Source organism: Virgisporangium aliadipatigenens (assembly GCF_016863615.1).
GTDB classification, from domain to species: domain Bacteria; phylum Actinomycetota; class Actinomycetes; order Mycobacteriales; family Micromonosporaceae; genus Virgisporangium; species Virgisporangium aliadipatigenens.
Window position 1 is genome coordinate 1 of sequence record NZ_BOPF01000024.1, and the last position, 25828, is coordinate 25828.

At 72.4% G+C, this 25828-nt stretch carries 28 protein-coding genes; 18 read left to right on the forward strand and 10 right to left on the reverse strand.

Annotated elements, in window-relative coordinates; translation table 11 throughout:
* The first annotated feature begins 105 nt into the window (after nucleotides 1-105).
* Nucleotides 106-597 (forward strand): DUF1877 family protein, encoded by a 492-nt coding sequence (locus tag Val02_RS29260; RefSeq protein ID WP_203902475.1) that lies wholly within the window; start codon nucleotides 106-108, stop codon nucleotides 595-597.
* Here Val02_RS29260 and Val02_RS29265 read toward each other — a convergent pair.
* Both Val02_RS29265 and Val02_RS29270 read right to left on the reverse strand, forming a co-directional pair.
* Nucleotides 581-967, reverse strand: a complete 387-nt coding sequence (locus Val02_RS29265; RefSeq protein WP_203902476.1) for a YbaB/EbfC family nucleoid-associated protein — start codon at nucleotides 965-967, stop codon at nucleotides 581-583. The two genes, Val02_RS29260 and Val02_RS29265, sit on opposite strands and share 17 nt — an antisense overlap.
* A gap of 79 nt (nucleotides 968-1046) precedes the next feature.
* Entirely contained in the window at nucleotides 1047-1316 is a 270-nt protein-coding gene (locus Val02_RS29270) for a YbaB/EbfC family nucleoid-associated protein (protein ID WP_239153434.1), read from the reverse strand.
* 82 nt (nucleotides 1317-1398) lie between these two features.
* Here Val02_RS29270 and Val02_RS29275 point away from each other — a divergent pair, with 82 nt between their 5' ends.
* The 5 genes from Val02_RS29275 to Val02_RS29295 are packed head-to-tail and all read left to right on the forward strand — an operon-like array spanning nucleotide 1399 to nucleotide 4575.
* Nucleotides 1399-1725, forward strand: coding sequence for a hypothetical protein (locus Val02_RS29275; RefSeq protein ID WP_203902478.1), 327 nt, complete (start codon nucleotides 1399-1401; stop codon nucleotides 1723-1725).
* A gap of 2 nt (nucleotides 1726-1727) precedes the next feature.
* On the forward strand, nucleotides 1728-2708 hold the full coding sequence (locus Val02_RS29280) for a hypothetical protein (protein ID WP_203902479.1): 981 nt from the start codon (nucleotides 1728-1730) through the stop codon (nucleotides 2706-2708).
* 18 nt (nucleotides 2709-2726) lie between these two features.
* Nucleotides 2727-3050, forward strand: a complete 324-nt coding sequence (locus tag Val02_RS29285) for a WXG100 family type VII secretion target (protein ID WP_203902480.1) — start codon at nucleotides 2727-2729, stop codon at nucleotides 3048-3050.
* A 12-nt stretch (nucleotides 3051-3062) separates the two neighbouring features.
* Nucleotides 3063-3365 carry a WXG100 family type VII secretion target gene (locus Val02_RS29290; protein WP_203902481.1) on the forward strand — a complete coding sequence of 101 codons (303 nt, stop codon included), beginning with the start codon at nucleotides 3063-3065 and terminating at the stop codon, nucleotides 3363-3365.
* 22 nt (nucleotides 3366-3387) lie between these two features.
* Entirely contained in the window at nucleotides 3388-4575 is a 1188-nt protein-coding gene (locus Val02_RS29295; RefSeq protein ID WP_203902482.1) for an FAD-dependent oxidoreductase, read from the forward strand.
* Here Val02_RS29295 and eccCa read toward each other — a convergent pair.
* Nucleotides 4541-8482 (reverse strand): type VII secretion protein EccCa, encoded by a 3942-nt coding sequence (gene eccCa / locus Val02_RS29300; RefSeq protein ID WP_203902483.1) that lies wholly within the window; start codon nucleotides 8480-8482, stop codon nucleotides 4541-4543. The genes Val02_RS29295 and eccCa overlap by 35 nt on opposite strands.
* Before the next feature lie 63 nt (nucleotides 8483-8545).
* On the opposite strand from eccCa, the gene eccD reads away from it, so the two are divergent.
* From eccD to Val02_RS29320, 4 genes are read left to right on the forward strand one after another with little or no spacing between them, the layout of a single operon-like run.
* Nucleotides 8546-9925 carry a type VII secretion integral membrane protein EccD gene (gene eccD / locus Val02_RS29305; RefSeq protein ID WP_203902484.1) on the forward strand — a complete coding sequence of 460 codons (1380 nt, stop codon included), beginning with the start codon at nucleotides 8546-8548 and terminating at the stop codon, nucleotides 9923-9925.
* A gap of 18 nt (nucleotides 9926-9943) precedes the next feature.
* Complete coding sequence (gene eccB, locus Val02_RS29310) at nucleotides 9944-11362, forward strand: type VII secretion protein EccB (protein ID WP_203902485.1); 1419 nt, start codon at nucleotides 9944-9946, stop codon at nucleotides 11360-11362.
* A gap of 56 nt (nucleotides 11363-11418) precedes the next feature.
* A complete protein-coding gene (locus Val02_RS29315) occupies nucleotides 11419-11787 on the forward strand; it encodes a DUF2563 family protein (protein ID WP_203902486.1) in 369 nt (122 codons plus the stop codon).
* A complete protein-coding gene (locus Val02_RS29320) occupies nucleotides 11780-12757 on the forward strand; it encodes a hypothetical protein (protein ID WP_203902487.1) in 978 nt (325 codons plus the stop codon). Before Val02_RS29315 ends, Val02_RS29320 begins: the two co-directional genes overlap by 8 nt.
* Before the next feature lie 72 nt (nucleotides 12758-12829).
* Here Val02_RS29320 and Val02_RS29325 read toward each other — a convergent pair whose 3' ends face one another.
* Nucleotides 12830-13279 carry a hypothetical protein gene (locus Val02_RS29325; RefSeq protein WP_203902488.1) on the reverse strand — a complete coding sequence of 150 codons (450 nt, stop codon included), beginning with the start codon at nucleotides 13277-13279 and terminating at the stop codon, nucleotides 12830-12832.
* A 190-nt stretch (nucleotides 13280-13469) separates the two neighbouring features.
* Here Val02_RS29325 and Val02_RS29330 point away from each other — a divergent pair, with 190 nt between their 5' ends.
* The 5 genes from Val02_RS29330 (at nucleotide 13470) to Val02_RS29350 (ending at nucleotide 18096) form a co-directional block, all read left to right on the forward strand.
* Nucleotides 13470-13703, forward strand: a complete 234-nt coding sequence (locus tag Val02_RS29330; protein ID WP_203902489.1) for a S1 RNA-binding domain-containing protein — start codon at nucleotides 13470-13472, stop codon at nucleotides 13701-13703.
* Nucleotides 13704-13904: 201 nt separating this feature from the next.
* Complete coding sequence (locus tag Val02_RS29335) at nucleotides 13905-14585, forward strand: SDR family NAD(P)-dependent oxidoreductase (protein ID WP_203902490.1); 681 nt, start codon at nucleotides 13905-13907, stop codon at nucleotides 14583-14585.
* A 477-nt stretch (nucleotides 14586-15062) separates the two neighbouring features.
* On the forward strand, nucleotides 15063-16337 hold the full coding sequence (locus Val02_RS29340; protein ID WP_203902491.1) for an ABC transporter substrate-binding protein: 1275 nt from the start codon (nucleotides 15063-15065) through the stop codon (nucleotides 16335-16337).
* Nucleotides 16334-17272 (forward strand): carbohydrate ABC transporter permease, encoded by a 939-nt coding sequence (locus tag Val02_RS29345; protein ID WP_308440029.1) that lies wholly within the window; start codon nucleotides 16334-16336, stop codon nucleotides 17270-17272. The genes Val02_RS29340 and Val02_RS29345 overlap by 4 nt, the downstream gene beginning before the upstream one ends.
* Nucleotides 17269-18096: a carbohydrate ABC transporter permease gene (locus tag Val02_RS29350; protein WP_203902492.1), complete on the forward strand. Its 828-nt coding sequence runs from the start codon at nucleotides 17269-17271 to the stop codon at nucleotides 18094-18096. The genes Val02_RS29345 and Val02_RS29350 overlap by 4 nt, the downstream gene beginning before the upstream one ends.
* Before the next feature lie 4 nt (nucleotides 18097-18100).
* Here Val02_RS29350 and Val02_RS29355 read toward each other — a convergent pair whose 3' ends face one another.
* The gene (locus tag Val02_RS29355; RefSeq protein ID WP_203902493.1) at nucleotides 18101-19129 is read right to left on the reverse strand and encodes a DUF695 domain-containing protein; all 1029 of its coding nucleotides are present in this window, start codon (nucleotides 19127-19129) and stop codon (nucleotides 18101-18103) included.
* 86 nt (nucleotides 19130-19215) lie between these two features.
* Here Val02_RS29355 and Val02_RS29360 point away from each other — a divergent pair, with 86 nt between their 5' ends.
* A complete protein-coding gene (locus tag Val02_RS29360; protein ID WP_203902494.1) occupies nucleotides 19216-19818 on the forward strand; it encodes a hypothetical protein in 603 nt (200 codons plus the stop codon).
* 163 nt (nucleotides 19819-19981) lie between these two features.
* Entirely contained in the window at nucleotides 19982-20944 is a 963-nt protein-coding gene (locus Val02_RS29365; protein ID WP_203902495.1) for an AMP-binding protein, read from the forward strand.
* A gap of 49 nt (nucleotides 20945-20993) precedes the next feature.
* Here Val02_RS29365 and Val02_RS48730 read toward each other — a convergent pair whose 3' ends face one another.
* The 3 genes from Val02_RS48730 to Val02_RS29380 form a co-directional block, all read right to left on the reverse strand.
* On the reverse strand, nucleotides 20994-21101 hold the full coding sequence (locus Val02_RS48730) for an SEC-C metal-binding domain-containing protein (protein ID WP_203902496.1): 108 nt from the start codon (nucleotides 21099-21101) through the stop codon (nucleotides 20994-20996).
* Between the two features lie 161 nt (nucleotides 21102-21262).
* Nucleotides 21263-21823 (reverse strand): dihydrofolate reductase family protein, encoded by a 561-nt coding sequence (locus Val02_RS29375; protein WP_203902497.1) that lies wholly within the window; start codon nucleotides 21821-21823, stop codon nucleotides 21263-21265.
* Between the two features lie 58 nt (nucleotides 21824-21881).
* Nucleotides 21882-22289: a VOC family protein gene (locus tag Val02_RS29380; protein WP_203902498.1), complete on the reverse strand. Its 408-nt coding sequence runs from the start codon at nucleotides 22287-22289 to the stop codon at nucleotides 21882-21884.
* A gap of 63 nt (nucleotides 22290-22352) precedes the next feature.
* On the opposite strand from Val02_RS29380, the gene Val02_RS29385 reads away from it, so the two are divergent.
* Complete coding sequence (locus Val02_RS29385) at nucleotides 22353-23366, forward strand: helix-turn-helix transcriptional regulator (protein ID WP_203902499.1); 1014 nt, start codon at nucleotides 22353-22355, stop codon at nucleotides 23364-23366.
* On the opposite strand, the gene Val02_RS29390 is transcribed toward Val02_RS29385, so the two are convergent.
* Together Val02_RS29390 and Val02_RS29395 are read right to left on the reverse strand one after the other, a co-directional pair.
* Complete coding sequence (locus Val02_RS29390) at nucleotides 23345-23995, reverse strand: response regulator transcription factor (RefSeq protein WP_203902500.1); 651 nt, start codon at nucleotides 23993-23995, stop codon at nucleotides 23345-23347. The two genes, Val02_RS29385 and Val02_RS29390, sit on opposite strands and share 22 nt — an antisense overlap.
* Complete coding sequence (locus tag Val02_RS29395) at nucleotides 23947-25803, reverse strand: sensor histidine kinase (RefSeq protein ID WP_239153422.1); 1857 nt, start codon at nucleotides 25801-25803, stop codon at nucleotides 23947-23949. The genes Val02_RS29390 and Val02_RS29395 overlap by 49 nt, the downstream gene beginning before the upstream one ends.
* Between the last annotated feature and the right edge of the window lie 25 nt (nucleotides 25804-25828).

Consider the following 25828-nt stretch of genomic DNA (forward strand, 5'->3'; position numbering starts at 1 on the left):
CCCCGAATTCCTCCCACCGCCATACCTGGATCCGCAGAGACGCCCGCGTCGCAACATCTACCACCGGCGGCCGTAGCCCGACCCTGCCCGCTAGCATCGGGCGCCATGGGGTGCCGGGGAGTGTTCTTCGCGTTGACCGCCGAGCAGGAGGCGGCGCTGTCCGCCACGCGCGAGGACGACGAGGTCCGCGACTTCGTCGAGGAGATCGAGAGCGGCTGGGACCGCGACTGGTTGTGCGAGACCGACAAGGCGTGGGACGCGATGCACCGCTGTCTCAGCAACGGCACCCTGGACATCGGTTTCCGGGACGGGCCGCTGCCGCTGACGGTGCTCGGCGGCGGGCACCACTACGAGGGCGAGGAGTACGTGGTGGCGCACGTTCTTGCGGCCGACGTGGTGGCGGTGGCGGCCGCGCTGGACACGGTGGACGAGGCGTGGATGCGGGAGCGGTACGACCGGATCGACCCCGAGGACTACCAGGGCGAGTTGGGCGACGAGGACTTCGAGTACATTTGGTACTGGTTCGGTGAGGTGCGGGAGTTCTACAAGCGGGCCGCGGGAGCGGGGCGGGCGGTCATCTTCACTGTGGACCAGTGAGGCCCTCGCGGCGTTCCCACTCGGCGCGGTGGTCCTCGGCGTCCTGCACGATCCGCTGCACCTCGGCGACCTCGGGCGGCAGGATCGCGTCCGTCGCGTTGACGTAGGCCTCGCGCGCCTTCTCCTGGGCGGCGCGCAGCACGGCGGCGACGGCGGTGCCGAGCGCGTCCGCGCGGTAGGTGCGCAGGGCGCTGTCGCGCAGGCGCACCCGGGTGATCTCACCGGTGCCGTTGGCCCAGGCGGCGATGCGGCCGTCCCGGCTCTCCGCGCCGGCCTCGACGCGGGCCAGCGCGCCGGCCGCGCGTTCGAACTCGACGATGGCCGCCTCGGCCCGCTCGGTCAGCTCCTCCTCGGCGTCCCGCTCGCTCATGTCGCCGCCTCGCTTCGCTCCCCGGCGCCCTGAGACGCGAGCGCACCCGGTTTCATGATTCGCTTCCGCAGGCGTCCGCTCATGTTCCGTCCTCCATTGGTTCGGCGATGCCGCTGTACGCCGCCGCGAGCGCGTCCTGCGCCGACGTCACGGCCATGCGGACGGCGACCTCCACGGCGCGCGGGTCGTAGCGGCCGACCGTGTCGCGGAACCGCACCGCGCTCACCATCCCGTCGCCGTCGACCGTCACCCGGACCAGTCCGGCCGGGTCGCTTCCCGCGTAGTGGCCGGCGCGTATGCGTTCCATCGCCTCCAAAAGAAGACGGGCCTGGTCGAGCTCCGGCGGCATCGACACGGCTTGCCTCCCTGGGGAACAATCGAGGCGGCCCGATGTAAGGCCAGTCTGGGGGACCGCAATGGTAAGCCTATCCATGCAACCCGAAGAAGTCCGTGCCGGCGGTGCGGTGGTCGGCCAGGTCTCCGACGGCGTGCCGGAGACGGCCAAGGCGGTGCTCGGGCTGATCGGCAAGCTGCCCTCGGCGCTCGGCGGCTACCAGTCCACGCTGGCGATGGTGGCGCTCAGCGCGCAGATCGTCGAGACGCTGCGCAAGGCCTCGGACGAGGCCGCCGAGCAGTCGAAGATGCTCAACGAGTCGGCCCAGCAGAAAATCGATGTCGAGGCATTGAACCGCACCACTCTCACGCGCGTGCAGCAGGGCATGGAATCCGGAGCGGCAGCGAACACCTACCGGAGCTAGCGGTGCTCTCGTTTCTCAAAGTGCTGCAGGCGTTCCTGCCGGCACTGGCGAGCACCGCAAACGGCCTCGGCTCCACGGCCACCAACGTGACGGACCAGGTGAAGCTGTTCCAGCAGGCCTCGACCCAGCCGAGTTGGCAGGGACAGTCGAGCGACGCGCAGCAGAGCCGGATGTCCACGTATGTCGACATGGGCGGCAAGTTCGCGGCGGCGCTGCTGCGCTCGCAGGCGCAGACGGCCGCCGGTACGGCGCAGATGCAGGCCGGTCAGATGACCGTGCAGGCGGCGGTCAACGTCGCCAAGGGGGCCGGGTTCCTCGTGATGCCCAACGGCACCGTGCGGCTGAGTCCGGCGCAGCGCGCCGCCACCGCCGACAAGCCCGCCGCCCGCTTCGCGTTGCAGAAGGTGGCGTGGAAGCTGACGGCCGTCATCCACGCGGGCATGACGCAGTCGACCGCGGCCGACGCGCAGACCGCCGCGGCGCTCATCGAGGTGGCGACGCAGTACCTGGCGCAGCTGTTCCAGAAGGAGTCCGAGGGCTCCGCGTCGCTGCCGCCGGTCGAGATCCCGCCGGCGACACCGGTCACCACCACGCCGGTCGAGGTGCCGGAGCCGACGCCGCTGCCGGCGTTCGACGGCGGTGCGGGGCTCTCCGGGGTCGACGCGTCCGGCGGCATCGGCGGCGGGCTCGAGGGCGCCGGTGGCGGCGCGTTCGGCGGCGCGGCGGGGCTCGGCGCCGGCGCGGCCGGCACGCTCGGCGGCACCCTCGGCGCCGACGCGATGGGCGCGGGCACGGCCGGTGGAGCCGCCGGGGGAGCGGGTGCGGCCGGTGCGCGGGGCGGCGCCGTCGGTGCCCCGTTCATGCCGATGGGCGCCGGCGGGGCGGCCGGCCGGGACAGCGAACGCGCCGGCCGGGACGGCTGGCTCCAGGAGGACGACGACCCGTGGCGGCACGGCGACGCGCCGGACGGAGTGCTCTCTTAACGACCAAGGGGTGAGTGCATGACCACGCAACACAACTTCGGCCATATGGCGGCCGGCGTCAGCAAGATGCAACACGCGGAGAACGAGATCCGCGACGACCTCAACAAGCTGAAGAACATCGCCGTGGAGATCTCCACGGACAGCTGGTCCGGCACGGCCGCCGTGCGCTTCGCCCAACTGATGGCCGACTGGGACCGCAACGGCAACGAGCTGATGGGCGCACTGGCGAAGATCCACGAACAGCTGAAGGCGACCGGGCGGGACCTCGAGTTCACCCGCGACGTGACCCGCGACATGTTCAACACCGAACTCCCGGACTTCCGGGACGCACTGGGGAAGTAGGGGACCGCTGAGATGGTCGACGGCGACTACGTCAAGGTAGACAACGCCAGCCTCGAGATGCGCAACGAGGCCATGCGCAAAATCGCGCGGGTGCTCGACGGCAGGCTCGACGCGCTGCGCTCGGAACTGGACAACCTCACGGCCACCTGGACGGGTCCCTCCAAAGAGGAGTACCAGGCGCAGCGCGACCGCTGGGACAATGCGGTGAAGGAACTCAACCGGATCCTGCACGAGATCACCGGCAAGGTCGACGACGCGCGCAACGTGTACCTCGACACCGAGGTGCAGCTCGCCCGCCGGTGGGGCAACCTATAGCGAACACACCCGGGGGAGAGACATGTCGCGTGGGTCCGTTCTGATCGCCGGCGCCGGGATCGCCGGACCCACCGCCGCCTACTGGCTGCACCGCTACGGCTGGGACGTCACCGTGGTCGAGCGGGCCGACGCCCCACGCACCACCGGCCAGAACATCGACGTGCGGGGCGCGGGCCGCAGGGTCTGCGCCCTGATGGGGGTCGAGGACGGGGTGGCCGCCGCCGGCACCGGTGAGGTGGGCACGCGGTTCGTCGACGAGCGGGGTCGCAGCGTCGCCGAGTTCCCGACCGGTGCGGGTGACGGGCCGACCGCCGAGCTGGAGATCATCCGCGGGCAGCTGGTCGCTCTTCTGCTGGAGCAGACAAAGGACGTCGAGTATCTCTACGGGCAGCGGATCGAAGCCGTGGCGCAGGAGACCGACGGGGTCACTGTCCACATCGGACGGACGCGAAGAAGCTTCGACCTGCTGGTCATCGCCGAGGGCATCCGTTCCCGCACCCGGGCGCTGGTCTTCGAGGACGTGCCGCGGGTGCGGGACCTCGGGCAGTACGCCGCCTACGGCACCATCCCGCGCGTCGCCGGTGACGACGACTGGTGGCGCTGGTACTCGCCGGGCGGCGGCCGCGCCGTCATGCTGCGGCCGGACAACGTCGGCACCACGCGCGGCAGCCTCTACTGGCTCGGCCCGGCCAAGGGCTACGAGTACCGCACGCCGGCCGAGCAGATCGCCGTGCTGCGGGAGGAGTTCGCGGGGGTGGGGTGGCAGACGCGGCGCATCCTGGACGCCCTGGCCGACAACCACGACGACTTCTATCTCGAACGCGTCGGCCAGGTCCGCGCCCCCAGTTGGTCCCGCGGGCGGGTGGTCATGGTCGGCGACGCCGCGTACTGCGCCTCACCGATCAGCGGCATGGGCACGAGTCTCGCCCTGACGGGTGCGTACGTTCTCGCGACGGCGCTGGCCGGACAGCCTTATCGGGAAGCGCTGCAGCACTACGAGAACAGGATGCGGCCCTACGTCGCCCGGGCGCAGCGGCTCGCCCCGGGTGCGCCGCGCATCGTCAACCCGCACAGCCGGCTGGGCGTCCGGATGCTGCGGGCGGGTCTGCGGCTGGCGGACACGCAGGCCGTGAAGAAGCTCTTCGAGCGGGTGTTCGTGCCGCCGGCCGACGAGTTCAGGCTTCCGGCTCCGTCCACGCCGTCTGGATGAGATTGGTCCCGTCCGAACGCCGCACCAGCACACCGCGCCCCGGCGGCTGCTGACCCGGCCGCACGCCGCCGAAGAGCGCACCCTCGTCGCGGTTGCCGGACAGGATGAGGCCGGGCGTCTCCAGTTCGACCATGCGCTGGAGCAGCGTCTCGTAGAGGCCGCGCCCCGCGCCGCCGGCCCGGCGGGTGACGACGATGTGCAGGCCGATGTCGCGGGACTGCGGCAGGAGTTCCAGCAGCGGAGAGAGCGGGTTGCTGCCCGGGTTGGCCACGATGTCGTAGTCGTCCACGATGAGGAACAGCTCCGAGCCGCTCCACCAGCTGCGGTTGCGCAACTGTTCGGTGGTGACGTCGGGGCCGGGGAGGCGTTCGTTGAGGGCCTGCGCGATGCCGCCGGCCATCCGTTCGGCCGCGCGGGCGGTGGTGGCGTAGTCGAGCAGGTGCTCGCGGGGCACGACACCCAGGAGCGTCCGCCGGTAGTCGACGACGGCCAGCTTCGCCGCTCCCGCGCGACCGTCCACGATGGAGCGTGCGATGAGCCGCAGCAGGTTGGTCTTCCCGCTGGCGGCGTCGCCGACGGCGATGAGGTGCGGCTCGGTGTCGAACCTGAGATACACCGGCGCCAGGTACGTCTCGTTGAGCCCGATCGCCACCCCGTCGCTCGGCAGGGCGGAGGCCGGCAGCAGGCGCGGCAGCAGGCGCACCTTCGGCGCGGGCGCGTGTTTCCAGGACTCCGCGACCCGGCGCACCAGCTCCGCGGTGCCCGCCGACAGGTCCCCGGCCCCGCTGTGCCCGTCGATGCGCGGCACCGCCGCCAGGAACTGCAGCTTCTCCTGCGTCACGCCGCGCCCCGGCGCGTTGACCGGCACGTTGCCGGCGGCGCGTCTGTCCACCTCGGAGTCACCGGGGTCGCCGAGGCGCAGTTCGAAGCGGGACGTGAGCAGGTCGCGCAGGCTGTGCCGCAGCTCGCCCCAGCGGTTGGCGGTGAGCATGAGGTGCACGCCGAATCCGAGGCACTGTCCGGCGAGGCGCACGACGATGTCGTCGAGTTCCTCGAACTCCTCGCGGAGCGCACCGTAGCCGTCGACCACCAGGAACACGTCGCCGAACGGGTCCTCCGCGAACTCGCCCCGGCGGCGGCGTTCCCGATAGGCGTCGATGGACTCGATTCCCCGTTCGACGAAAAGAGCCTCGCGCTCGGCGAGCAGCACCCGGACCTCGGCGACGGTGCGGCGGACGGCCTCGACGTCGCGGCGCACGGCGACCCCGGACACGTGCGGGAGCCCGTCGAGCGCGCGCAGCGAGCCGCCACCGAGGTCGAGGCAGAAGAACTGCACCTCGCGCGGCGTGTGGGTGAGCGCGAGCGAGGCGATCATCGTGCGCAGCAGCGTGCTCTTGCCGGAGCGCGGCGCGCCGACGACGACGACGTTGCCGGCGGCGCCGCCGAGGTCGACCAGCAGCGGGTCGCGGCGCTGCTCGTAGGGCCGGTCGACGATGCCGAGCGGCGCCCTCAGCAGCCCCCAGCGCGGTGCGTGCAGGCCGCGTTCGGGGTCGGTGACCAGCTCGCCGAGCAGCGGCTCCAGCCCGTCGGCGACGCCGAGCGGCGGCAGCCACACCTGGTGCGCCGCCGGTCCGTGGCCGCGCAGGCGGTCGATGAGCATGTCCAGCATGGTGATCCGGCGTCCGCCGGGCACGGTGTCCGTCTCGACCTCGTCCGGCTCGGGTTCCGTCGCCACCTCCGGGGGAACGGGGATGTGCGTCAGCCCGTACGGCACGATGCGCCGCCGCACGACGGCCTGCGCCCGGCGCCCCACGATCGCGGCCGGGCGGTAGGGCCCCGACACGTAGGCGGCCCGGAACCGTTGCATCGCAACGTTGCCCACTTTGAGATACCCGTGCCCGGGCGCGCTCGGCAGGTCGTACGCGTCGGGCACACCGAGCACCACCCGGCTCTCCATCGCGGAGAACGTCCGCAGCCCGATCCGGTACGACAGATGCGTGTCGAGCCCGCGCAGCCGCCCCTCCTCCAGCCGCTGCGAGGCGAGCAGCAGATGCACACCCAGCGAACGACCCAACCGCCCTATCTGGACGAACAGGTCGATGAAGTCCGGCTTCACGGCGAGCAGTTCGCTGAACTCGTCGCAGATGATGAGCAGGCTCGGCAACGGATCCAGCTCCGCACCGGCCCGGCGCGCCCGCTCGTACTCGTAGCGGGACACGTAGTTGCCGGCGGCGCGCAGCAGCTCCTGCCGCCGGGTCATCTCCCCGGCGACGGCGTCCTGCATCCGGTCCACCATGGACAGTTCCTCGGCGAGGTTGGTGATGACGGCGCTGGTGTGCGGCAACGCGTCGAGCGACGCGAACGTCGCACCGCCCTTGAAGTCGACGAGGACGAAGTTCAGCTCCTGCGAGGAGTGCGTGACGGCGAGCGAGGAGACGATGGTGCGCAGCAGCTCGGATTTGCCCGAACCGGTGGCGCCGATGACCAGCCCGTGCGGCCCCATGCCGTCCTGCGCGGCCTCCTTGAGGTCCAGTTCGACGGTGCCGCCGTCGGGGGCGACGCCGAGCGGGATGCGCAGCCGGTCGCGGTCCGGGCGTTCCCGCCACGTCACGTGCGTGTCGACGGCGCCGGCGTCGCCGAGGCCGAGCAGCTCCGGCAGCTCCATGATGCGGGCGGTGGCCTCCTCGCCGGCCTCGGCGACCCGCGACAGCCGGTAGGGCGCGAGCTGGCGGGCGAGCCCGGCGGCCTGCTGCTCGCTGAGCCGGTCCGGCCTCCCCAGCGGCGTCGAGCGGTCCCCGCGGTCGGCGGCGAGCGTCTCCGCCCCGACGTCGAGGCAGATCAGCCAGCGGCCCGCGTCGCGCGGCACCACGCCGGACAGGTCGAGCACGGTCACGCCGAGCGGCGCCACCCCGTGGAACGTGCTGGCGGCCGGCACCTCGCCCCCGTCGACCACGACCACCAGGTGCGGCTGCCCGGGCAGCGGGCGCGCCTCGGGCGTGTGGCGCGGCCGTCCCGCCAGCGTCTCGGCGAACGCCTCCTCCACCGCGTCGGCGTCCGGCCACACCTGCCGGCCGGCGCCGGCCGCGTCGATCCGCCGGTCGTCCTGCGCGTGCGGCAGCCACTTCGCCCAGTCCCAGTCGGCGAAGCGCGCACCGTCGGCGATCACGGCGATCCGCAGGTCGTCGGGGGAGTGCAGCGCGGCCAACTGGCAGAGCATCGAGCGGGCGAGGTCGAGGACCGGTGCCCGTTCGCCGCGCAGCACCACCCGGCTGAACGCCCGCAGCTGCACGGCGAGCGGCAGGTCCGGCACGACCGAGTGCACCTTCACGAAGCGGCGCAACGCCATGGCGGTCAACGGTTCCAGGTCCTCGACCGGCCGGGTCTGCGGCGGAACGATGCTGACGGCCAGCTTCTGCGGCCCCTGCGCGACGCGCACCTCGCCGAAGTCGTCGTCGGTGCTGCGGCGTTCCCACAGGCGCATCGAGGCGCAGACGGACCAGAGCACGGCCGGTGCCGGATGGCGCCACATCAGGGCGGCGCGCTGGCGTTCGGCCGCGGTGCGCACCTGCCGGCGCAACTGGGCCAGGTACCGCATGTACTCGCGGCGCTGCGCGTCGACCTCGCCGCGCTTGTTGCCGTGCCCGCTGCCGAACGACGCCCCCGCCATGCCCAGCATCGACAGCCCGAACAGCCCGCCGACGACGTAGGTGAGCGTCCCGCCGCCGCGGCCGGAGTACAGGATCGCCATGGCCGCCACGCCGGCCACCATCGGCAGCATCATCAGCAGCGGCCCGAACCCGCGCGGCACCGGCTCGGGAAGCTCCGGCGGCGGGTCGACCTGGAGGTCGCCGCGGGGCATGGGGGGCGCGGGCCGGCGCGGCGGGCGCCGGTACAGAACGGTGGTCACGTCGCTCCTAGGGAGTGTGGCCCGCCGGTACTATACCGGCGTCCATCAATGGCGGGAGGCGTCGTGGCGAGTGGGCTCAGCCGGGTCACCGTTGTCGCGCCGACGATCCGGGTCGACCTCGCCCTGCCCTCGGACGTGTCGCTGGCGGACATGCTGCCGACGCTGCTGACCTACGCGAGCGCCGATCTCGCCGACGATCCGGCCGCGCGCAACGGCTGGACGCTGTCGCGGCTCGGGGGCGTTCTGGTGGACAGCTCGCTCACGCCGCAGCAGTTGGACCTGCGCGACGGGGAGCTGTTGTATCTGCGCCCGTTCGGGACCGAGGCGCCGCCGCCGGTCTTCGACGACGTGGTCGACGCGGTGGCGACCGCGACGCGGGGCCGTCCGGGGCGGTGGAGCCCGGCGACGACGCGGTTCGTGGGGCTGGCGCTGGCCGTCGTGGTGCTGCTGGTCGGGGCGGTCGCCGTGCTCTTCGCCGGGCCGCCGCAGGGCGTCGGCGGGTTCGTCGCGCTGGGGCTCGCGGTGACGCTCACCGTGGTCGCCGCGGTGCTGTCGCGGGCTTCGGGGGAACGGCGTCCCGCGGCGGCCTTCGCCGTGGTGGCGCTCGTCCACGCGGCGGTCGGCGGGCTGCTGGTGCTCGCCGGCGACCGTTCGCTTCGGGAACTGGCCGCGCCGCACGTGCTCGTCGCCGCGACCGCGGTCGCCCTGTTCACGGCGTTGGCCTCCGTGGCCGTCGGTGGCGCGGGGCCGCTGTTCCTCGGCACCGGGCTGGTCTCCGGCGCGCTGCTGGCCGGCACGGCGGTGGTGGTGCTGACCGGCCTGCGCGCGGCGGCCGTCGCGGCGGTGCTCGCATGCGTCGTGTACGTGCTGCTGCCGTTGCTGCCGATGGTCTCCTACCGGCTGGGGCGGCTGCCGATCCCGTCGGTGCCGGCCGACCGGGACGACGTGCGGCAGGACGTGGAGCCGTGGGACAGCGCGCTGCTGCTGGAACGCTCGGACCGCGCCGACGCCTACCTCGCGGCGATGCTGACGGCGTTCGCGGTGATCGGGGCGGGAGCGGGCGTGCTGGTGTCCCGCTCGGGCGGCCCCGGCGCGGCCCTGTGCGTCGTCCTCGGGGCGATCCTCGTGGGGCGGGCGCGCTGGTTCGCCCATCGCTCACAACGGCTGCCGCTGCTGCTGCTCGGTGCGCTGGCCGTCGCGGCGGCGGCCCTGGCCGGGTTCCAGTCGGCGGGCACCACCGGCCGTCTGGTGTGGACGGTCGCGGGTGTGCTGGTGACGGCCGGGATCTGCGCCGGGTTCGGGTTCGCGGCGGGGCGGCGGCCGGCATCGCCGATGTGGGGGCGCGCGCTCGACGTGATCGAGGTGCTGCTGATCCTGTCGGTGCTGCCGCTGGCGATGTGGGTCGCCGACCTGTACGCCTGGATCCGCACGGTGCGGGGCTGAGGGGACCGGGCCGACGGAATGCGCAGCCGACGTGACCAGGTGCAGGCGTACCGGTTCCAGACCCGGCGGATCGGCTCGGCGCTGCTGGCCGGCGAGCCGGAGACCAACGAACTGCCCATGCGCCGATACGGGATCGCCGTTCTCGGCAGCATCCTGATCGGGGCGGTGGTCTTCGCCGGGTTCGGGGTGTGGGGCCTGGTGAGCCCCGGCGGCAAGCGTCCCCCGCGGGACACCATCATCCTCGAACGCGAGACCGGCGCGAAGTACGTCTACCTCGCCGGGCTGCTGCACCCGGTGCTCAACTGGACCTCGGCGCGGCTGATCCTGGGACAGGAGAAGCCCGCCACGCGCACGATGGCGCAGGCGTCGCTGCGGGACGTTCCGCGCGGGCGGCCGGTCGGCATCCCGGGCGTGCCGGACGCGCTGCCGGTGGCGTCGGCGCTGCTCGGCCCGCCGTGGAGCGTGTGCTCGGCGCCGCGTTCGGCCGCGTCGGTGGTGCCGGCGGCGCATGTGCTCGCCGGCAGCGTGCCGGCCGGCGGGACCCCGCTGGGCGCGGAGGGGCTGCTGGTCTCCGTGGACGAGCGGCGCTACCTGCTCTGGGAGGACCGGCGGCTGCGGGTGCGGGACAACGCCGTTCTGGCCGCGCTGGGGTGGACGGCGATCCGGCCGGTGCCGGTCGGCGAGGCGTTCGTCAACGCCGTTCCGGCGGGGCCGGACCTGACCGGGCTGGCGGTGCCGGACGCGGGGAGCCCGGCCCGCGTGCAGATCGCCGGGCGCGCCGCGCTCGTGGGGCAGTTCTTCCGCGCGGCCGGGCAGCACTACGTGCTGTTGAGCGACGGGCTCGCCCCGGTCGGTGCCGTCTCCGCCGCGCTGGCCGCCGCCGAGGGGCGTTCCGTGGTCGAACTGCCGGCGCAGGAGGTCGGGCGGGTCCTGTTGAGCACCACGGTCGAACCGCCGGGCTTCCCGGACCGCGTGCCGTCGGCGCGCGGCGCGGACGGCCGGGCCGCGATGGTGTGCGCCGCCTACCCGGGAACGTCCCCCGTCGAACGCCCCGTGCGCATACAGACTTTCGGGACGGCCACGCTCGACGCGGGGGACGCGCCGCCGCCCGGCGTGGGGGCCGACGGGGTGCGCAGCGCCGACCGGGTCACGTTGCCCGGTGGCCGCGCCGCGCTCGTCGTCGCGCAGGCGGCGCCCGGTGCCACGGCCCCGTCGACCGTGTTCCTGGTGACCGACCAGGGCATCAAGTACCCGCTGCCGCAGGACAAGGCCGATCAGGTGCGGGGCGCGTTGGGGTACAAGGGTTCCCGGCCGGTGCCGGTGCCCGCGGCGATCCTGGCGTTGGTGCCGACCGGTGCCGCGCTCGACCCGGAGGCCGCGGTGCTGTTGCAGAATCCGCCCGCGGTGAACCCGAGCGCTTCGCGCGGCGTGAACTGAGGTGTCCGGCCGATAGACTGGCCGACGTCGATGCCCCAGAACCCCTGGAGGGCCGCATGGCCGAGGACGAGACCTACGTCGACACGCTGTCGCTCCTGGAGTTCCACCGGCATATGAGAGCGCGGCTGGACGAGGCCGAGAGCGCGCTCACGGCCCTGACCACCGACCCGGGCGCGCAGCCGCCCGCGCTCGGCGACTTCCACGACGCCAAGGAGACCGGCGCGCGCCATCGCACGCTGCACGACGAGTACGTACGGCGGCTGCGCCGCCTGGTCAACGCGCTCACGGCCGTGCAGACGGCCACGGGCCTGTTCGTGCAGGACTACCGCACCGCGGAGCAGCTCAACTCGATGGGCGCGGCCCAGGTGAGCGACGCGATGCGACCGGTGGGGGAGGCGCTGTACGGTGGCCGACGCGATGCCTGACGAGTACTACGAGCGGTACAACAAAATGCCGCACGACGAGCTGTACCGCCAGTTGCAGGCCGGCTCGCCGCAGCAGGTCGACGCCGTCGCGGACCGCTGGAAGGTGGCGGAGGAGGCGATCGGCGCGGTCGCGGCGACCCTGCGCAAGGAGACCGAACGCCTGCTCATCCGGTGGAACAGCCCGGGCAGCCGGGAGTTCCAGTACCGGCTCTCGCTCGTGGTGGCCTACGCGCAGAAGCTCTCCGACGAGGCGTCGGCCATGCGCGGCGGCCTGTCGGTGATGGGGCACTCGCTCAAGAAGGCGCAGCGGACGGCCGAACCGGCCACCACCGCGCCGCCGGAGTACCAGGTGGGCATCGTCGATCCGGCGCTGGGCCACCAGATGGCGGCCGAGGAGGCGGCGAAGGCGCGCGACCGGATCGCGGCGCTCGTGGCCACCCTGGCCGCGGAGTACGCCGTCGCCGACCACGGCCAGTGGCCCGCCGGGATGCCGGAGGCGCCGGTCGACCTGCCGCTGACGGAGAAGCTGCTCGACCCGGCCGGGTTGACCGGCGGCGCACCGGTCGAGGCGGCCGCGCTGCCGGGCGACACCCCTGGGACCGAACTGGCCGGGGCGGGTTCGCTCGGCGCGGGTCACGCCCCGTCGGGATCGCTGGCGTCGGTCGGGCACACGGCGCCGCCCGCACCCCCGGCGACGCTGGCCGGCGCGGGACTCGGCTTCGTCGGCCCGGGCCGCCCGACGGTCGACCCGCGCGGCGAATCCACCTCCGCGCGCCCGGCGTCGATGACGGGCGGCGCACCCGCGGCCGGCATGCCGATGGCGGCCGCGGCCGGTGGCCACCGGGTGTCGGACGGCTACCTGATCAACGATCCCCGGCTGGCCGACGACGGCACCGACTGGTCCACCCGCGAACACCTCGGCTGGGACCCCGACGCCGACGCCCCGCCCTCGGTACTGGGCGGCACCTGACGCCCCTCCGGCCGCTTCGCTGCTTTTGAAGATCGCGACGAGTGGTACCTCAGCCACGTTGCCCGGGGGGAATTACGTGGCCGGCGTACCACTCGTGTGCTCGGCATCGCCCGTCGCGCGGCGGCGGACGCGGATCATGTATCCGACGATGAGCGTCGTGCCGGAGAGGGTCGCGATCGCGGCGACCCGGCGGACGTTCCTGGTGAGGACGCATTCGTCGTAGGTGCTGCGGCCCGTCTCGCTGTCGGTGAGGCTGCTCCGCGTCCAGGTCAACCGGACCGCGTTGCCGCACGCGGCGGACTCGTGATCGCCCGGGATCCGCACCACGATCGGCAGGAACGCCAGGATGACCGTGAGCGTCGCGCCGACCACCCCGACGGCGGTCGTGCCGCGCCAGCGCTCCTCCACCAACGGCAGCGCGGGCCGCGCGTAGAGCAGCCAGAGCGCCACCAGCGCCGCGATCAGCGGCAACCCGCAGACGAGCGTGACCGTGAGCGGTAAGACGTCGTAGTCCTTCTGCATCGGATCCTCCCCCGTAAATGTCCGGGCCACACCGTAGCGTGCTGCTAAGGTCTTCCGCATGACTGCCGGGTCGGCCCCTCGTGGCCGTGAGCGGACGGGTTACCCGGCCGTTCGTTGATCACCCCGCGGGCCCGCGGCCCGCCCTCCTCCCCGTCGCACAGCGGAATTTGCGCGGAGAGGAGGTGATCGCATGTCCCGCTCTGTTTCCTGGGCCGACTTCGTCGGCCGGCACAGCATCGGCGATGTCGTCGACGGTGAGGTCATGAGCGTCGTGCCGTTCGGCGCGTTCGTCCGGGTCGACGGGTTCGAGGGGCTGGCGCCGGTGACGCAGTGGCCGAGCCTGCCCGAGACCGGTGCCCGGGTGTCCGCCCGGATCGTGGATATCGACGTCGAGCGTCAGCGCTTCGCGCTGCACCCGGCCTGACCCTGTTCCCATCCACCCATGGCCTCTCCGCGGCCGCGCGGCCCGCCTCGACCTGTCGTCGCGGGCGGTCGCGGAGAGGTACGGGTTGGCTAGGGAAGCGAATAGCCCCGTTCGTAGATTTTTGCCGAGAAGCGCTGGATGCCCCAAGGTTGGTGAGGTGTCGAGGCGGCATCTGGTCGAGTTCTGCGTGAGGGTTCCCGTATGACTACTTTTCTGATCACCGGTGCCTCCCGCGGTATCGGGTACGAGACGGCTCGTGTCCTCGTCGCCGCGGGCCACACCGTCTGGCTGGGCTGCCGGGACAGGGAACGCGGGTTGCGTGCCGCCGAGCGGTCGGGCGGACGCTTCGTGCGGCTCGACGTCACCGACGATGCCGGGATCAAGGCCGCCGCGAGCACCATCGACCAACTCGACGTGCTCGTCAACAACGCCGGCATACTGGAGCCGGTCGTCGCGATCGGCGAGGCGGCGGCCGAACACATTCACACGGTGTTCGATACCAACGTCTACGGCGCGCTCCGGGTCACCAACGCCTTCCTGCCCCTGCTCTCCCGATCCGACTCGCCGGCGGTCGTCAACGTGACCAGCAGCATCGGCTCGCTGGCGAAGTCCGCCGACCCGCACGACGAGTTCACGGCCTATCCCCAGGACCTCTACCGCGCCTCGAAAGCGGCCCTCAACATGCTCACCGTGCAATATGCCAAGGCATACCCCACCGTGCGGATCAACTGCGTCGACCCCGGGCTCACCGGCACCGAGATGATGAACGGGTTCGGGCAGCCACCGGCCGCCGCCGCCGCTGTCGTCGCGAGAGTCGCAACCCTCGGCCCGGACGGGCCGACCGGACAGTTCCTGGGAGCGAACGGCACCGTCCCCTGGTAGGGCCGTGCACGGAGTCGCCCGGTCCGCCGGACGGGCCGGCGTCGATCGGGACTTCCCGGGCCTCGACGGCGTCCGGGTTGCTGTACGGCAGCGTGCCGTCGGAGCGGTACACGGTGCTGCCGCCGCCGTCGAAGTCGTGCGGATACGGGCGGTGGCCGGGGCTGCCCACGTGTGTCCACAGTGGACTTCCATGCTCGCCGAGCGCCCGCACCCGGTTGTAGCGGTCCTGAGGACGACGTGGCGCGGGCGGCCGAGGCCGTGGAGGTTTGCGATGACGGTCGGGCACCGATAGGGAACGCTGCACGGCTCGGCTCGGAGCACAAGGTTGACAGCGGCCCCGGAGGGGCATAGCTTCGCTCCCCAAGCGGATGACTTGAAATGTTTCAATGCCACCTTGGCCCGTTAGGAAAGCGCTTACTCGGCGGGCCCCTACGAAGTGACCACCCCCCACGGTCGTAGTGAGAAGAGGCAACGTTCATGAGGCCCATCGCGCGCTGGGCGGCCGCCGCCGTCGCCCTGGTCGCATTGGTCGGAAGCACCGCCGCGTGCGGCGACGACTCCGGCGACGGCCCGGTCACCCTCCGGTTCACCTGGTGGGGCAACGCAGACCGGGCGGAACTCACCGAGAAGGCGCTCGACGCGTTCGAGGCCGAGCACACCGACATCAAGGTCGAGACCTCGTACGCGGAGTTCAACGCGTACTGGCAGAAGATGGCCACCGAGATCGCCGGTGGCAGCGCGCCGGACGTGCTCCAGATGGACTACCGCTACGTGCGCGAGTACGCCGACCGCAACGTGCTGGCGGAGTTCGGCGGCAGCACCAGGGTCGACACGTCGAAGTTCAGCCAGAGCCTGATCAAGGGCGGCACCGTCGGCGGCAAGGTCTACGCCATCCCGATGGGGCAGAACACGCAGGAGTTCACCTGGGACCCGGCCGCTTGGCAGGCCGCGGGCGCGACCCCGCCGGCCGACGGCTGGACCTGGAACGACCTGGAGACCGCGGCCGGCAAGGTGAGCGCCAGCACCGGCAACAAGGTGCGCGGCGTCGTCGACTTCGGGATGATCGAGGACTGGTTCGAGGTGTGGCTGCGCCAGCAGGGCAAGGCGCTCTACACCGACGACGGGAAGCTCGCCTACACCGCCGCCGACGTGCAGAAGTACTGGGAGTTCACCGACCGGCTGCGGCGCAGCGGCGCGGCGACCCAGGCGGACGTGACGTCCAAGGTGGACGGTTCGCAGGCCAACGACCCGGTGACGCAGAAGACCGCCGCGTCCGGCTTCGGCTACGACAGCGGCTTCACGCCGAAGACCTGGGAGATCATGGGCCGAGAGATGAAGCTGGCCCCGTTCCCGACCAGCGGCGGCGACCTCGGCCAGTACGCGAAACCGTCGATGCTCATCTCCGTCGCCAAGCGGTCGAAGCACCCGAAGGAGGCCGCACAGCTCATCGACTTCCTGTTGAACGACAAGGAGGTCGGCACGATCCTCGGCACCTCGCGCGGCATGCCGGTCAACAGCGAGATCCGGGACGCCATCGGTGCCGCGCTCACCGGCCCGCCGAAGGTCGCGTACGAGTTCGAGAAGCAGATCCTGCCGAAGCTCAAGGACGCGCCGCCGCCCCCGCCGAAGGGCTCCGGTGCCGTGAAGGCGGCGTTCCAGCGGGTCTACGACGACGTGATGTTCCAGCGCTCGTCGATCCCGGCGGCGGCGGAGAAGTTCATGAACGAAGCCAAGCAGGCATTGGCCGCGTGAGCGTCGAAGAGCGGATCCGCGTGCCGCCGGCCACCCCGGTCGGCGGCACGCGGCGCCATCACCGCTACGGCGAGCGGCCCGGCATCGCGTACCTGTTCCTCACGCCGTGGGTGATCGGCGTGCTGCTGCTGACGCTCGGCCCGATGCTGGCGTCGCTGTACCTGTCGTTCACCGACTACGACCTCTTCACCTCGCCCGAATGGGTCGGCCTGGAGAACTACGAGCGGATGTTCACCGAGGATCCGCGCTTCCTCGCCTCGGTGTGGGTGACGCTCAAGTACGTCCTCATGTCGGTGCCGTTGAAGCTCGCCGCCGCGCTGGCCGTGGCGCTGCTGCTGCACCGGGCCAGCCGGATGACCGGGCTGTACCGGTCGGCGTTCTACGCGCCGTCGCTGCTCGGGGCGAGCGTCGCCGTCGCGCTGGTCTGGCGGGTCGTGTTCGACAACGGCGGGCCGATCGACCGCGCGTTCGGCACCGGCGGGTGGACCACCGACCCGAGGTACGCGCTGCTGTCCATCGTGCTGCTGGCGGTGTGGCAGTTCGGGGCGCCGATGGTGATTTTCCTGGCCGGCCTCAAGCAGATCCCCACGCAGCTCTACGACGCCGCCGCGATCGACGGCGCGGGCTGGTGGCGCTCGTTCCGGTCGGTGACGGTGCCGATGCTGTCGCCGGTGATCCTGTTCAACCTGGTGCTGGAGACGATCCACGCGTTCCAGGCGTTCACGTCGGCGTTCATCGTCAGCAGCGGGCGCGGCGGGCCGAGCGACTCGACGCTCTTCTACACGCTGTACCTGTACCAGAAGGGCTTCGTCGACTTCCGGATGGGCTACGCGTCGGCCATGGCGTGGGTGCTGCTGCTCGTCATCGCGGCCGTGACCGCTCTTCTCTTCCGCGTCTCGCGCGGCTACGTGTACTACGCGGGAGGCGATTCATGAGGCGCTTCGTCTGGCACGCCGTCATCGTCGGCCTGCTGCTGGTGCTGTTGTATCCGTTGGTGTGGCTGGTCGCCATGTCGTTCAAGCCGGCCGAGGAGATCGTGTCGAGCCTGAGCCTGCTGCCGAAGAAGGTCGTCCTCGGCAACTACGCCGAGGTCTTCGAGGGCACCGGCGGGATACCGGTGTGGCGGTTCTTCGGCAACTCGCTGATCGTCGCGGTGCTCTCCGTCATCGGGAACGTCATCTCGTGCACGCTCGCCGCCTACGCGTTCGCGCGGCTGCGCTTCCGGCTGCGCGGGCCGCTCTTCGCGCTCATGCTGGCGACCATCATGCTGCCGGCGCACGTGGTGCTGATCCCGCAGTACACCATCTTCAACAACCTGGAGCTGATCGACACGTTCGTGCCGCTGGCGCTGCCGAAGTTCCTCGCCACTGACGCGTTCTTCATCTTCCTCATCGTGCAGTTCATGCGCGGGCTGCCCGACGAACTCGCCGACGCGGCGCGGATCGACGGGTGCGGCGCGGTGCGCTCGTTCACCCACGTGGTGCTGCCGCTGTCCCGGCCGGCGCTGGTGACGACCGCCATCTTCACGTTCATCTGGACCTGGAACGACTTCCTGTCCCAGCTGATCTATCTGAACACACCCGAGAAGTACACGCTTCCGTTGGCGCTGCGGCTGTTCATCGACCAGACGAGCGAGAGCTCCTACGGGCCGATGTTCGCCATGTCGGTGCTGACGCTGTTGCCGATCGGCCTGTTCTTCCTGGCGTTCCAACGACTGATCGTCGACGGGGTGAGCACCACGGGCATGGGCGGGACCTGATACCTCACACGCCGAGGTGGTCCAGCCCGTCGAACTCCGGGTCGTAGGAGCGCGCGCAGCGGACCTTTCCCTCGGACCACGCGGCGGCCCGGCGCTCGACCACCTGAGCGGCGCCGGTGCCGCCGTCGACGTAGTAGTGCAGCTTCCGCACGCCCCGCGAGGTCTCGTGCGCCAGCAGGTCGCCGTCGCCGTCGAGAGCCGCGGTGATGTCGTCCTCCAGCGCCCGCAACGCATCGAGGGAACCCTCGACCGGCAGGCCGCCCTCGTTCATCCGCTTGAACGGCAGCGTCACGGCCACGTGCGTGTCGAAGCGCGGGAAGCGCACCGGGCGCAGCGGCATCTGCACCGTCGCGATGACCGGCATGCCACGGTCCTCGGCGCTCAGCAACGCCCACACCGGTTCGCGGTGCGCGGCGGCGATCCCGTCGACGGTGGCCTTCAGCGCCGCCCCGGTGTGCGCGTCGGCCGGCGGCGGCGCGACGGCCGCCTCGACGCCCTGGATCCACGTCTCCACGCCGTCCTCGCCGAGCAGCCAGTCCAGCGACAGGAACGCCACCTGCGTGCGCACCTGCTCCGGCAGCGCGCCGAACATCGGGTGGTGCACGTGCACCGAGACCACCGGCCGGTCCTCGTCGACCTCGAACACGTAGCGCAGGTCCGCGAGCGGCAGCTCCGCGCCGCCGATCTGCATCTCCGCCTCCAGCGCCGCCGGATCGGGCTGGCGCGACGCGTGGAACTCCCACGTGGCGTCCGGCGCCGGCGCACCGGCCAGCCAGCGGGCGGCGGTGGCCCGCAGCTTCGCGTCGCCGCACGGGGTGACGACGAGCGCGTGCGCGGAGCTGCTCCCGCTGGAGAACTCCCACTCCAGCTCGGGGTCGAGCGCGTTGACCCGTTCGCTCACCTCGTCGGCGATGGTGCCCCAGTCGCCGGTCTGTACGGCGGCCTCGACCCGGGGCCGGACCTGCGGCCACCACTGCCAGAACGCGGCGACGGCTTCGGCGGGTGCCAGCCGGCGCTTCCGGGAGAAGATCACGGGCGAAGCTTAGGTGATCGGCGCCGCCGCAGGGGGTCCCGCGCGCACCCGGGCGGGGCGGCTCGACCGTCAGTAGCCTGAGGGGCGTGGCACGGGTGCGTTTCGACGGCTGGATCGCCGGCGTCGGTACGGCCGGCGGCACCCGGCTGGTGCTCGGGCACTGGCCGCGTTCGCCCTTCGGGCCGGTCAGCGACGTGATGGCCGAACGCCCCGACGGCACGCGTGTGCTGCTCGCGCCCACCCGGGCGGTGGCGGACTTCATCGCGGACACCTACACCTTCGACGAGGTGCGCGTGGTGCCGGTCGACGTGTCGCGCGACGGTCCACAGTGGAGCGTGCGGGCGGGGCCGCTGCGGCTGGCGTTCCGCGCGGGACGCAGGGGCGCGCTGGGACTGCTGCTGCGGGCGGTGCCGCCGTTCCTCGCGGGGCGGCCGTGGTGGGTCGGCGCGGTCGACCTGCCGGCGCGGCTGCTGCTGCGCGGCGTGCGGACGCGGGGGAGCGCGGGCAACGGCCGCCGGGAGTGGTACGGGGCGCGGGACCTGCGCCGGATCGACGCCGCGACGGCCTCGTGGGAGGGGCGGGCGCTGGGGTCGCTGACCGGCATCGACCCGCCGGTGCGCTTCGGGTTCGGCTCCACGCCGGCGTTCGCGGCACTGGTGCGCGTCACGACGACCGTCGAGGTGCCCTAGGGTCCCTGTCCTCCGGCCGCCGAATCCGGTGTCCACAGTGGATGGTTTGACGATCGTCAGCGCCGATACGCCCTCCGGGCCGCTCCGGCCAGGTCCAGGTTTCGGCAAAGCCGCACGAAGGCCCCGCCCGCTGTGGGTACGCTCCGCGGCGGAGGCGTGAGAAATGTTCAATCTGGCGACGATCCTGACCGAGTCGGCCCGTGCGGTACCCGACAAGCCCGCTCTCATCAGCGGTCTCAACCGGATCAGCTACCGCGATCTCGACAACCGTTCGTCGGCGGTCGCGGCCAACCTCGCGGCGCGCGGGCTCGTACCCGGCGACGCGGTGGGGCTGCAACTGCCCAACACGGTCGACTTCGCGGTGGCGTGGTTCGGCATCCTGAAGGCCGGGCTGGTGGCGGTGCCGTTCGGCGTGACGCTGCGGGCCGGCGACATCGCGCGGTGCCTCGACGAGGCGTCGGCGCGGGCGTTCGTGACGGGCGTGTCGTCGCTGGGCGCGGCGCTCGACGGGGCGGACTCGGCCGCGGTGTACGACGTGTTCGTCTCGGGATACCCGGTGCCGACGACGCCCTGCGCCGTGGGGCTGCCCGCGACGCCGCCGGCGGGGCCGGACCTCGCCGCGGCGCGGCCGTTCGCGGACCTGCTCGACCCGCGCCGTCCCGTCGAGCCGCCCGTCGACCGCGAACCCGAGGACGTGGCGGCGCTCATGGCCGGCGACCCGCCGGAGCTGACCCACTTCCAGCTGCACATGGGCACTCACGAGGACATCCGGCGCGACGACGTCCTGCTCGGGGCGCTGCCGCTGTTCCACCGGTTCGGGCTGTCGGCGGTGCTCGTGACGGCGGTGCGCCACGGCGCCACGGTCTCCCTGCTCGAACGCTTCAGCGCCGGCGCCGCCCTCGCCGCCGTCCAGCGCGACCGGGTCACCACGTTCGCCGGCGTGCCGTCGATGTTCGGGGCGCTGGTGGCCCATCCGGACGTCACGCGCTACGACACGTCGTCGCTGCGCTCGGCGTTCTGCGGCGAGGCGACGCTGCCGGCCGGGCTGGTCGACGGCTTCGAGGAACGCTTCAAGGTGCCGGTGCGCGAGGAGGTCGTGCCGCTGCTGACCTCCCGGCGCACGTGAGCACCTCGAGTGCGTTCAATCGCGGACGTAGTAGTGCCCGTTGGTGTCGTCATAGCGGCCGCCGGCGCGGCAGCACCGCTTGAAACCGCCGCCCGGAGGCGCACGGGCACGGGTCGTTGCCGCCCAGCTTCTCGATCAGCTCCTTGTCGTGATGCACGACGCGGGAACCGCGTTTGACCTGCGTCTCGCTAGAGGGAACCCCCTGCGGCGCTTGCTGGTCGGCTCAAAAGGAGCTCTCGTGGTCGGGGTACATGACGGCCTCCTCGATCGGGAACGAGCCCGCACCGTAGCCGCCGCCGGTGCGGGCCCGCCACGGATTTAGCGCTTCGTGTAGCGGGTGAGGACAACCTGGCCGTCGAGCACCTGGGACCCCTGGAGATTCAGGTTCAGGCGGTCGAACCCGCCGGGGAAGAGCGGGGTGCCGCCGCTGAGCATCACCGGGTGCACGAAGACCTGATAGTCGTCGATGAGGCCGTGCGCGCCGAGTTCGACGGCGACCTGCGAACCGCCGTTGAGCAGCAGGTCCCGGCCGGGTTCGGCCTTCATCGCGCGGACCGCCGCGGCGATGTCGCCGCCGACGACCGTGGTGTCCCAGTCGGCCTTCTCCAGCGTGTTCGAGAAGACCACCTTCGGGGTGGAACGCCAGATCGGCGCGAACGTCAGCGCGTGCTCCTCGTCGGTGTTCTCGTCGGCGGTCGGCCAGTAGGCGGACATCATGTCCCAGACCTTGCGCCCGTACAGGAACGTGTCGACGCCCCCGTGCACCTCGTGCGCGTACGCCTGCATCTCCCGCGCGAAGACCGGCCAGTCGAACGCGCCGTTCGGGCCGTCGATGAAACCGTCGAGCGAGGTGTGCACCCAGTAGATCAGCTTGCGCATGGTCGGCTCCTTGCGTGCGGTGTGTGTTCCGCCCTGGTCGGAGCCGGCCGATGCGTCTCTACACGCGGGCGGAGATTTCTTTCCAGTGCGGGTTGAACATGACCCCCAGCACGTTGCCGAACGGGTCGACGACCGACGCGGTGACGAATCCGGCCGAGCGCGGGGTGATCGGTTCGTGGATCGTCGCGCCCATCTTGACGAGCCGCTCGACGGCGGACTCCACGTCGTCCACGTGCCAGAACACGACGGCTCCGCCGGGCGGGTGGGACGCGCCGGGCGGGGCGTAGCGGCGGTCGATGATGCCCAGTTCGTCCTCGTGCGGCCCGACCCGGAACTCCAGGTAGGCGGGCGGGCCGTCGACCGGCAGCGCGAAGTACGGCGCGATGCCGAGCAGTTCGGTGTACCAGGCGCGGGCGGCGCTCATGTCGTCGGTGAAGTAGCTGACGGTGGCAAGTCCTCGCAACATGGTCACCAGTCTCGGCGGTAAAGTGCTCACCTCCTGAGCACTTTTACGGAGAGGGTCGAGGGCATGCGTGCCGATCGTCTCGTCGCCGTCCTGCTGCTGATGCAGTCCAGGGGGCGGGTGACCGCCGCCGACGTGGCGCACGCCCTGGAGGTGTCCGTGGCGACCGCGCGGCGGGACCTGGCGGCGCTGGCCGCCGCCGGGGTGCCGGTGTACCCGCAGCCGGGCCGGGGCGGCGGGTGGTCGCTGGTCGGCGGCGCGCGGACCGACCTCAGCGGCCTGACCGCCGGCGAGGCGCGGGCACTGTTCCTCCTGGTGGGGCGGGCAAGCGCCGAAACCGTGGGGCGAGCGAGCGCCGAAACCGTGGGGCCGGCGGGCGCCGAAACCGTGGGGCGGGCGGGCCGTGGGGGAGAGCTGGGATCCGCGCTGCGCAAGCTCATGCGGGCGTTGCCCGGCACGTTCCGGGCCGAGGCGGAGGCCGCCGCCGCGGCGGTCACGGTCGACCCGGCCGCCTGGGGCGACGCCCCGCGAGACCGGCCGGCGGCGGTCACCCCGCTCCAGGAGGCGGTCATCGCACGACAGCGCCTGCGCTTCGCCTACCCCGGAGGCACCGGGAAGGAGCGGCGCGCCGATCCGCTCGGCCTCGCCGAGAAGGACGGCGTCTGGTACCTGATCGCCGACACACCCGAGGGACAGCGCACCTTCCGCGTCGATCGCATCCACCAGCCGCACCGCACCGGAGAGACCTTCGAGCAGCGCGCCGACTTCGACCTCGCGACGGAGTGGGGTGCCGTCGTGGAGGCCATGGAGCGACGGCGTTCCGGCGTGCGCGCGACCGTTCTCGCGGAGCCACGGCACGCGCGGATCATCCGGGATCACTTCGGGCGGCACTGCGACGTCCTCGGCGAGGAGGACGGCCGCGTCCGGATGACCGTGCGGGCACACCTGCACCGCTCCGTCGCCGAGCAGCTCGCCGGCTGGGGGAGCGCCGTCGAGGTGGTCGAGCCCGACGAGGTGCGCGCCGAACTGGCCCGCATCGGCCGGGAGCTGACCGGGGCCTACGCGCCGCCGTCGAGGTAGGCGAGCACCGCGAGCACGCGGCGGTTGTCGTCGTCGGACTGCGCCAGGTCGAGCTTGGTGAAGATGCTCGCCGTGTGCTTGCCGACCGCGCTGTCCGACAGGTGCAGCCGCTGGGCGATGGCGGCGTTGGAGCGGCCCTGGGCCATGAGGTCGAGCACCTCGCGCTCCCGAGGGGTGAGACGGGCGACGGGCTTGCTGACCGCCGGCCGCACGAGCAGCTTGGCGATCACCTCGGGGTCCATCACCGTCCCGCCGGCCGCGACCCGCCGCACCGCGTCCACGAACTGCTCCGCGTTGAAGACCCTGTCCTTCAACAGGTAGCCGACCGCGCCGGTGCCGTCGGCGAGCAGTTCGCGCGCGTACAGCTGTTCCACGTGTTGGGACAGCACCAGGACGGGCAGCCCGGGCATCGCCTGTCGCGCCGAGAGCGCCACGCGCAGCCCTTCGTCGGTGAAGGTCGGCGGCAGCCGCACGTCCACCACCGCCACGTCCGGCCGGTGCGCCGGCAGTGCGGCGGCCAGCTCGGGGCCGGAGGCGGCCGCCGCCACCACGTCGAAGTCGTGCGCGCGCAGCAGCGCGATCAGGCCTTCCCGGAGGAGGGGGAGGTCCTCGGCGAGGACAACGCGCACGGAAGCTCCATCGAGACGGTGGTGGGACCGCCCTTCGGGCTGTCCACGGCGAGGGTCCCGTCGAATGTACCGAGCCGCCGACGCACCCCGCGCAGGCCCGTCCCCGCATCCGGGTCCGCCCCGCCCGCACCGTCGTCCCGCACTTCCAGATATAGAACGCCTTCAGCGTGCCGGACCCGCACCTCGATCCGGCTCGCCCCGCCGTGGCGAACGGCGTTGGTCATCGTCTCCGCCACGGCGAAGTACGCGGCCGCCTCGACCGCCGGCGACGCGCGCCCGGCCAGTTCGACGCGCACGTCCACCGGCACGGGCGAGTCGAGCGCCAACGCGCGCACGGCGTCGCCGAGCCCGCGTTCGGCCAGCACCGGCGGGTGGATGCCGCGCACCAGGTCACGCAGGTCCGCGAGCGCCTTCGCGGCGGTCTCCCGCGCCTGCGCCGCCAACGCCTTGGCCGCCGCGGGATCCTTGTCTATCAACGCCTCCACGGCGCCGAGCGTGAGCCCGACCGACACCAGCCGGGCCTGCGCGCCGTCGTGCAGGTCGCGTTCGATGCGGCGCAGTTCGGCCGCCTGCACCTCGGTCGCGTCGGCGCGGGTCTCGGTGAGGCGCTCGATGCGCAGTGCCATCGCCGCCTTGGCGGTGGGGCGCAGGAACGCGGCGGCCCAGTTGTTCGCGACGTGCACCGTCGTGCGGGACATCGCGAGCGCGAGCACGGTCAGCGCCACGCCCACCGGCACCGCCGCCCAGCGGATTCCCGCGACGGCCCCGTACCAGTCGCCGTCGTCCCCGTCGGTGAACCGCGTCCACACGGCAGCGAGCACGAGGCCCTGCGTGCCGTAGAGCGCCAGCGCCACCGGGATCGCCGTCAGCACACCGGTGACGACCGGATCCAGCATCAGCCACAGCAGGTCCCGCCACGTCGCCGGATCCCGGAACAGCCACGTGAAGCGGCGGCTCCACTGCGGCACCGCCGGCGTCCTGTACCCGATCCCGTAGTCGTCGTAGTACTTCCCGTCGGCGCGTGGCGCGAGCGGCCCGGGGCGCGGCCGGTACGGCTGGGGAACGTCCACTGTGGACCAGTCGTGCGCCAGCCGCCGCCGCAGGTTCGGCAGCCAGCGGGTGTGCTCGACCGCCGGCGCGAACGCGAAGACGAGCCCGAGCCCGAACGACAGCAGGATCCCGGCGACCTGGGTCAGGAACACCAGCGCCGAGAGCATCGACAGCCCGCACAGCGACGCGCAGCGCACCAGCGCCACCCAGGCCGTCGACGTGCGCGGCACCCGCTGCGGCCCGAGCAGCGCGGCCGTCCACCGCCCGTACAGCGCCAACGCGGCCGGCGCGAACGACAACGCGGCCAGCACGGCCACGAGACCGGCCAGCACCCGCCACGGCGCCGCCCACGGCAGCACGAACGGCGCCGCCACCCCGACGCCGAGCACCCCGGCCGGCAGCAGCGCCACCAGCCCGCCCGCGAACGGCGTCGCGAACAGCCACGTGTCGTCGCGCCCGGTGGCCGGGTCGTCGTTGATCCACTCCAGGAAGCCCTGGTAGCGCCCCCAGAAGGAGGCCTCCGGGGCCGGCGGCGGCAACGACGGCCGGTACGGCGACGCGATCTCCCGCCCGGTCCACCGCCCGGCCAGCAGCCGGCACCACCCGGTGAACGCCCGCGCCCACACCGTCGGGTGCATGACCGCCACGCACCGCGTGAGCAGCGTGCCGGCGAACACCGCGAACCCGACCAGGGACAGCCCGAACAGCGCCGCTCCGCGCAGGAGGGCGATCGCGTTGCGGGCTCGCCAGGGGATCACGCCCCCATCCTCGCCGAGCCGCTCC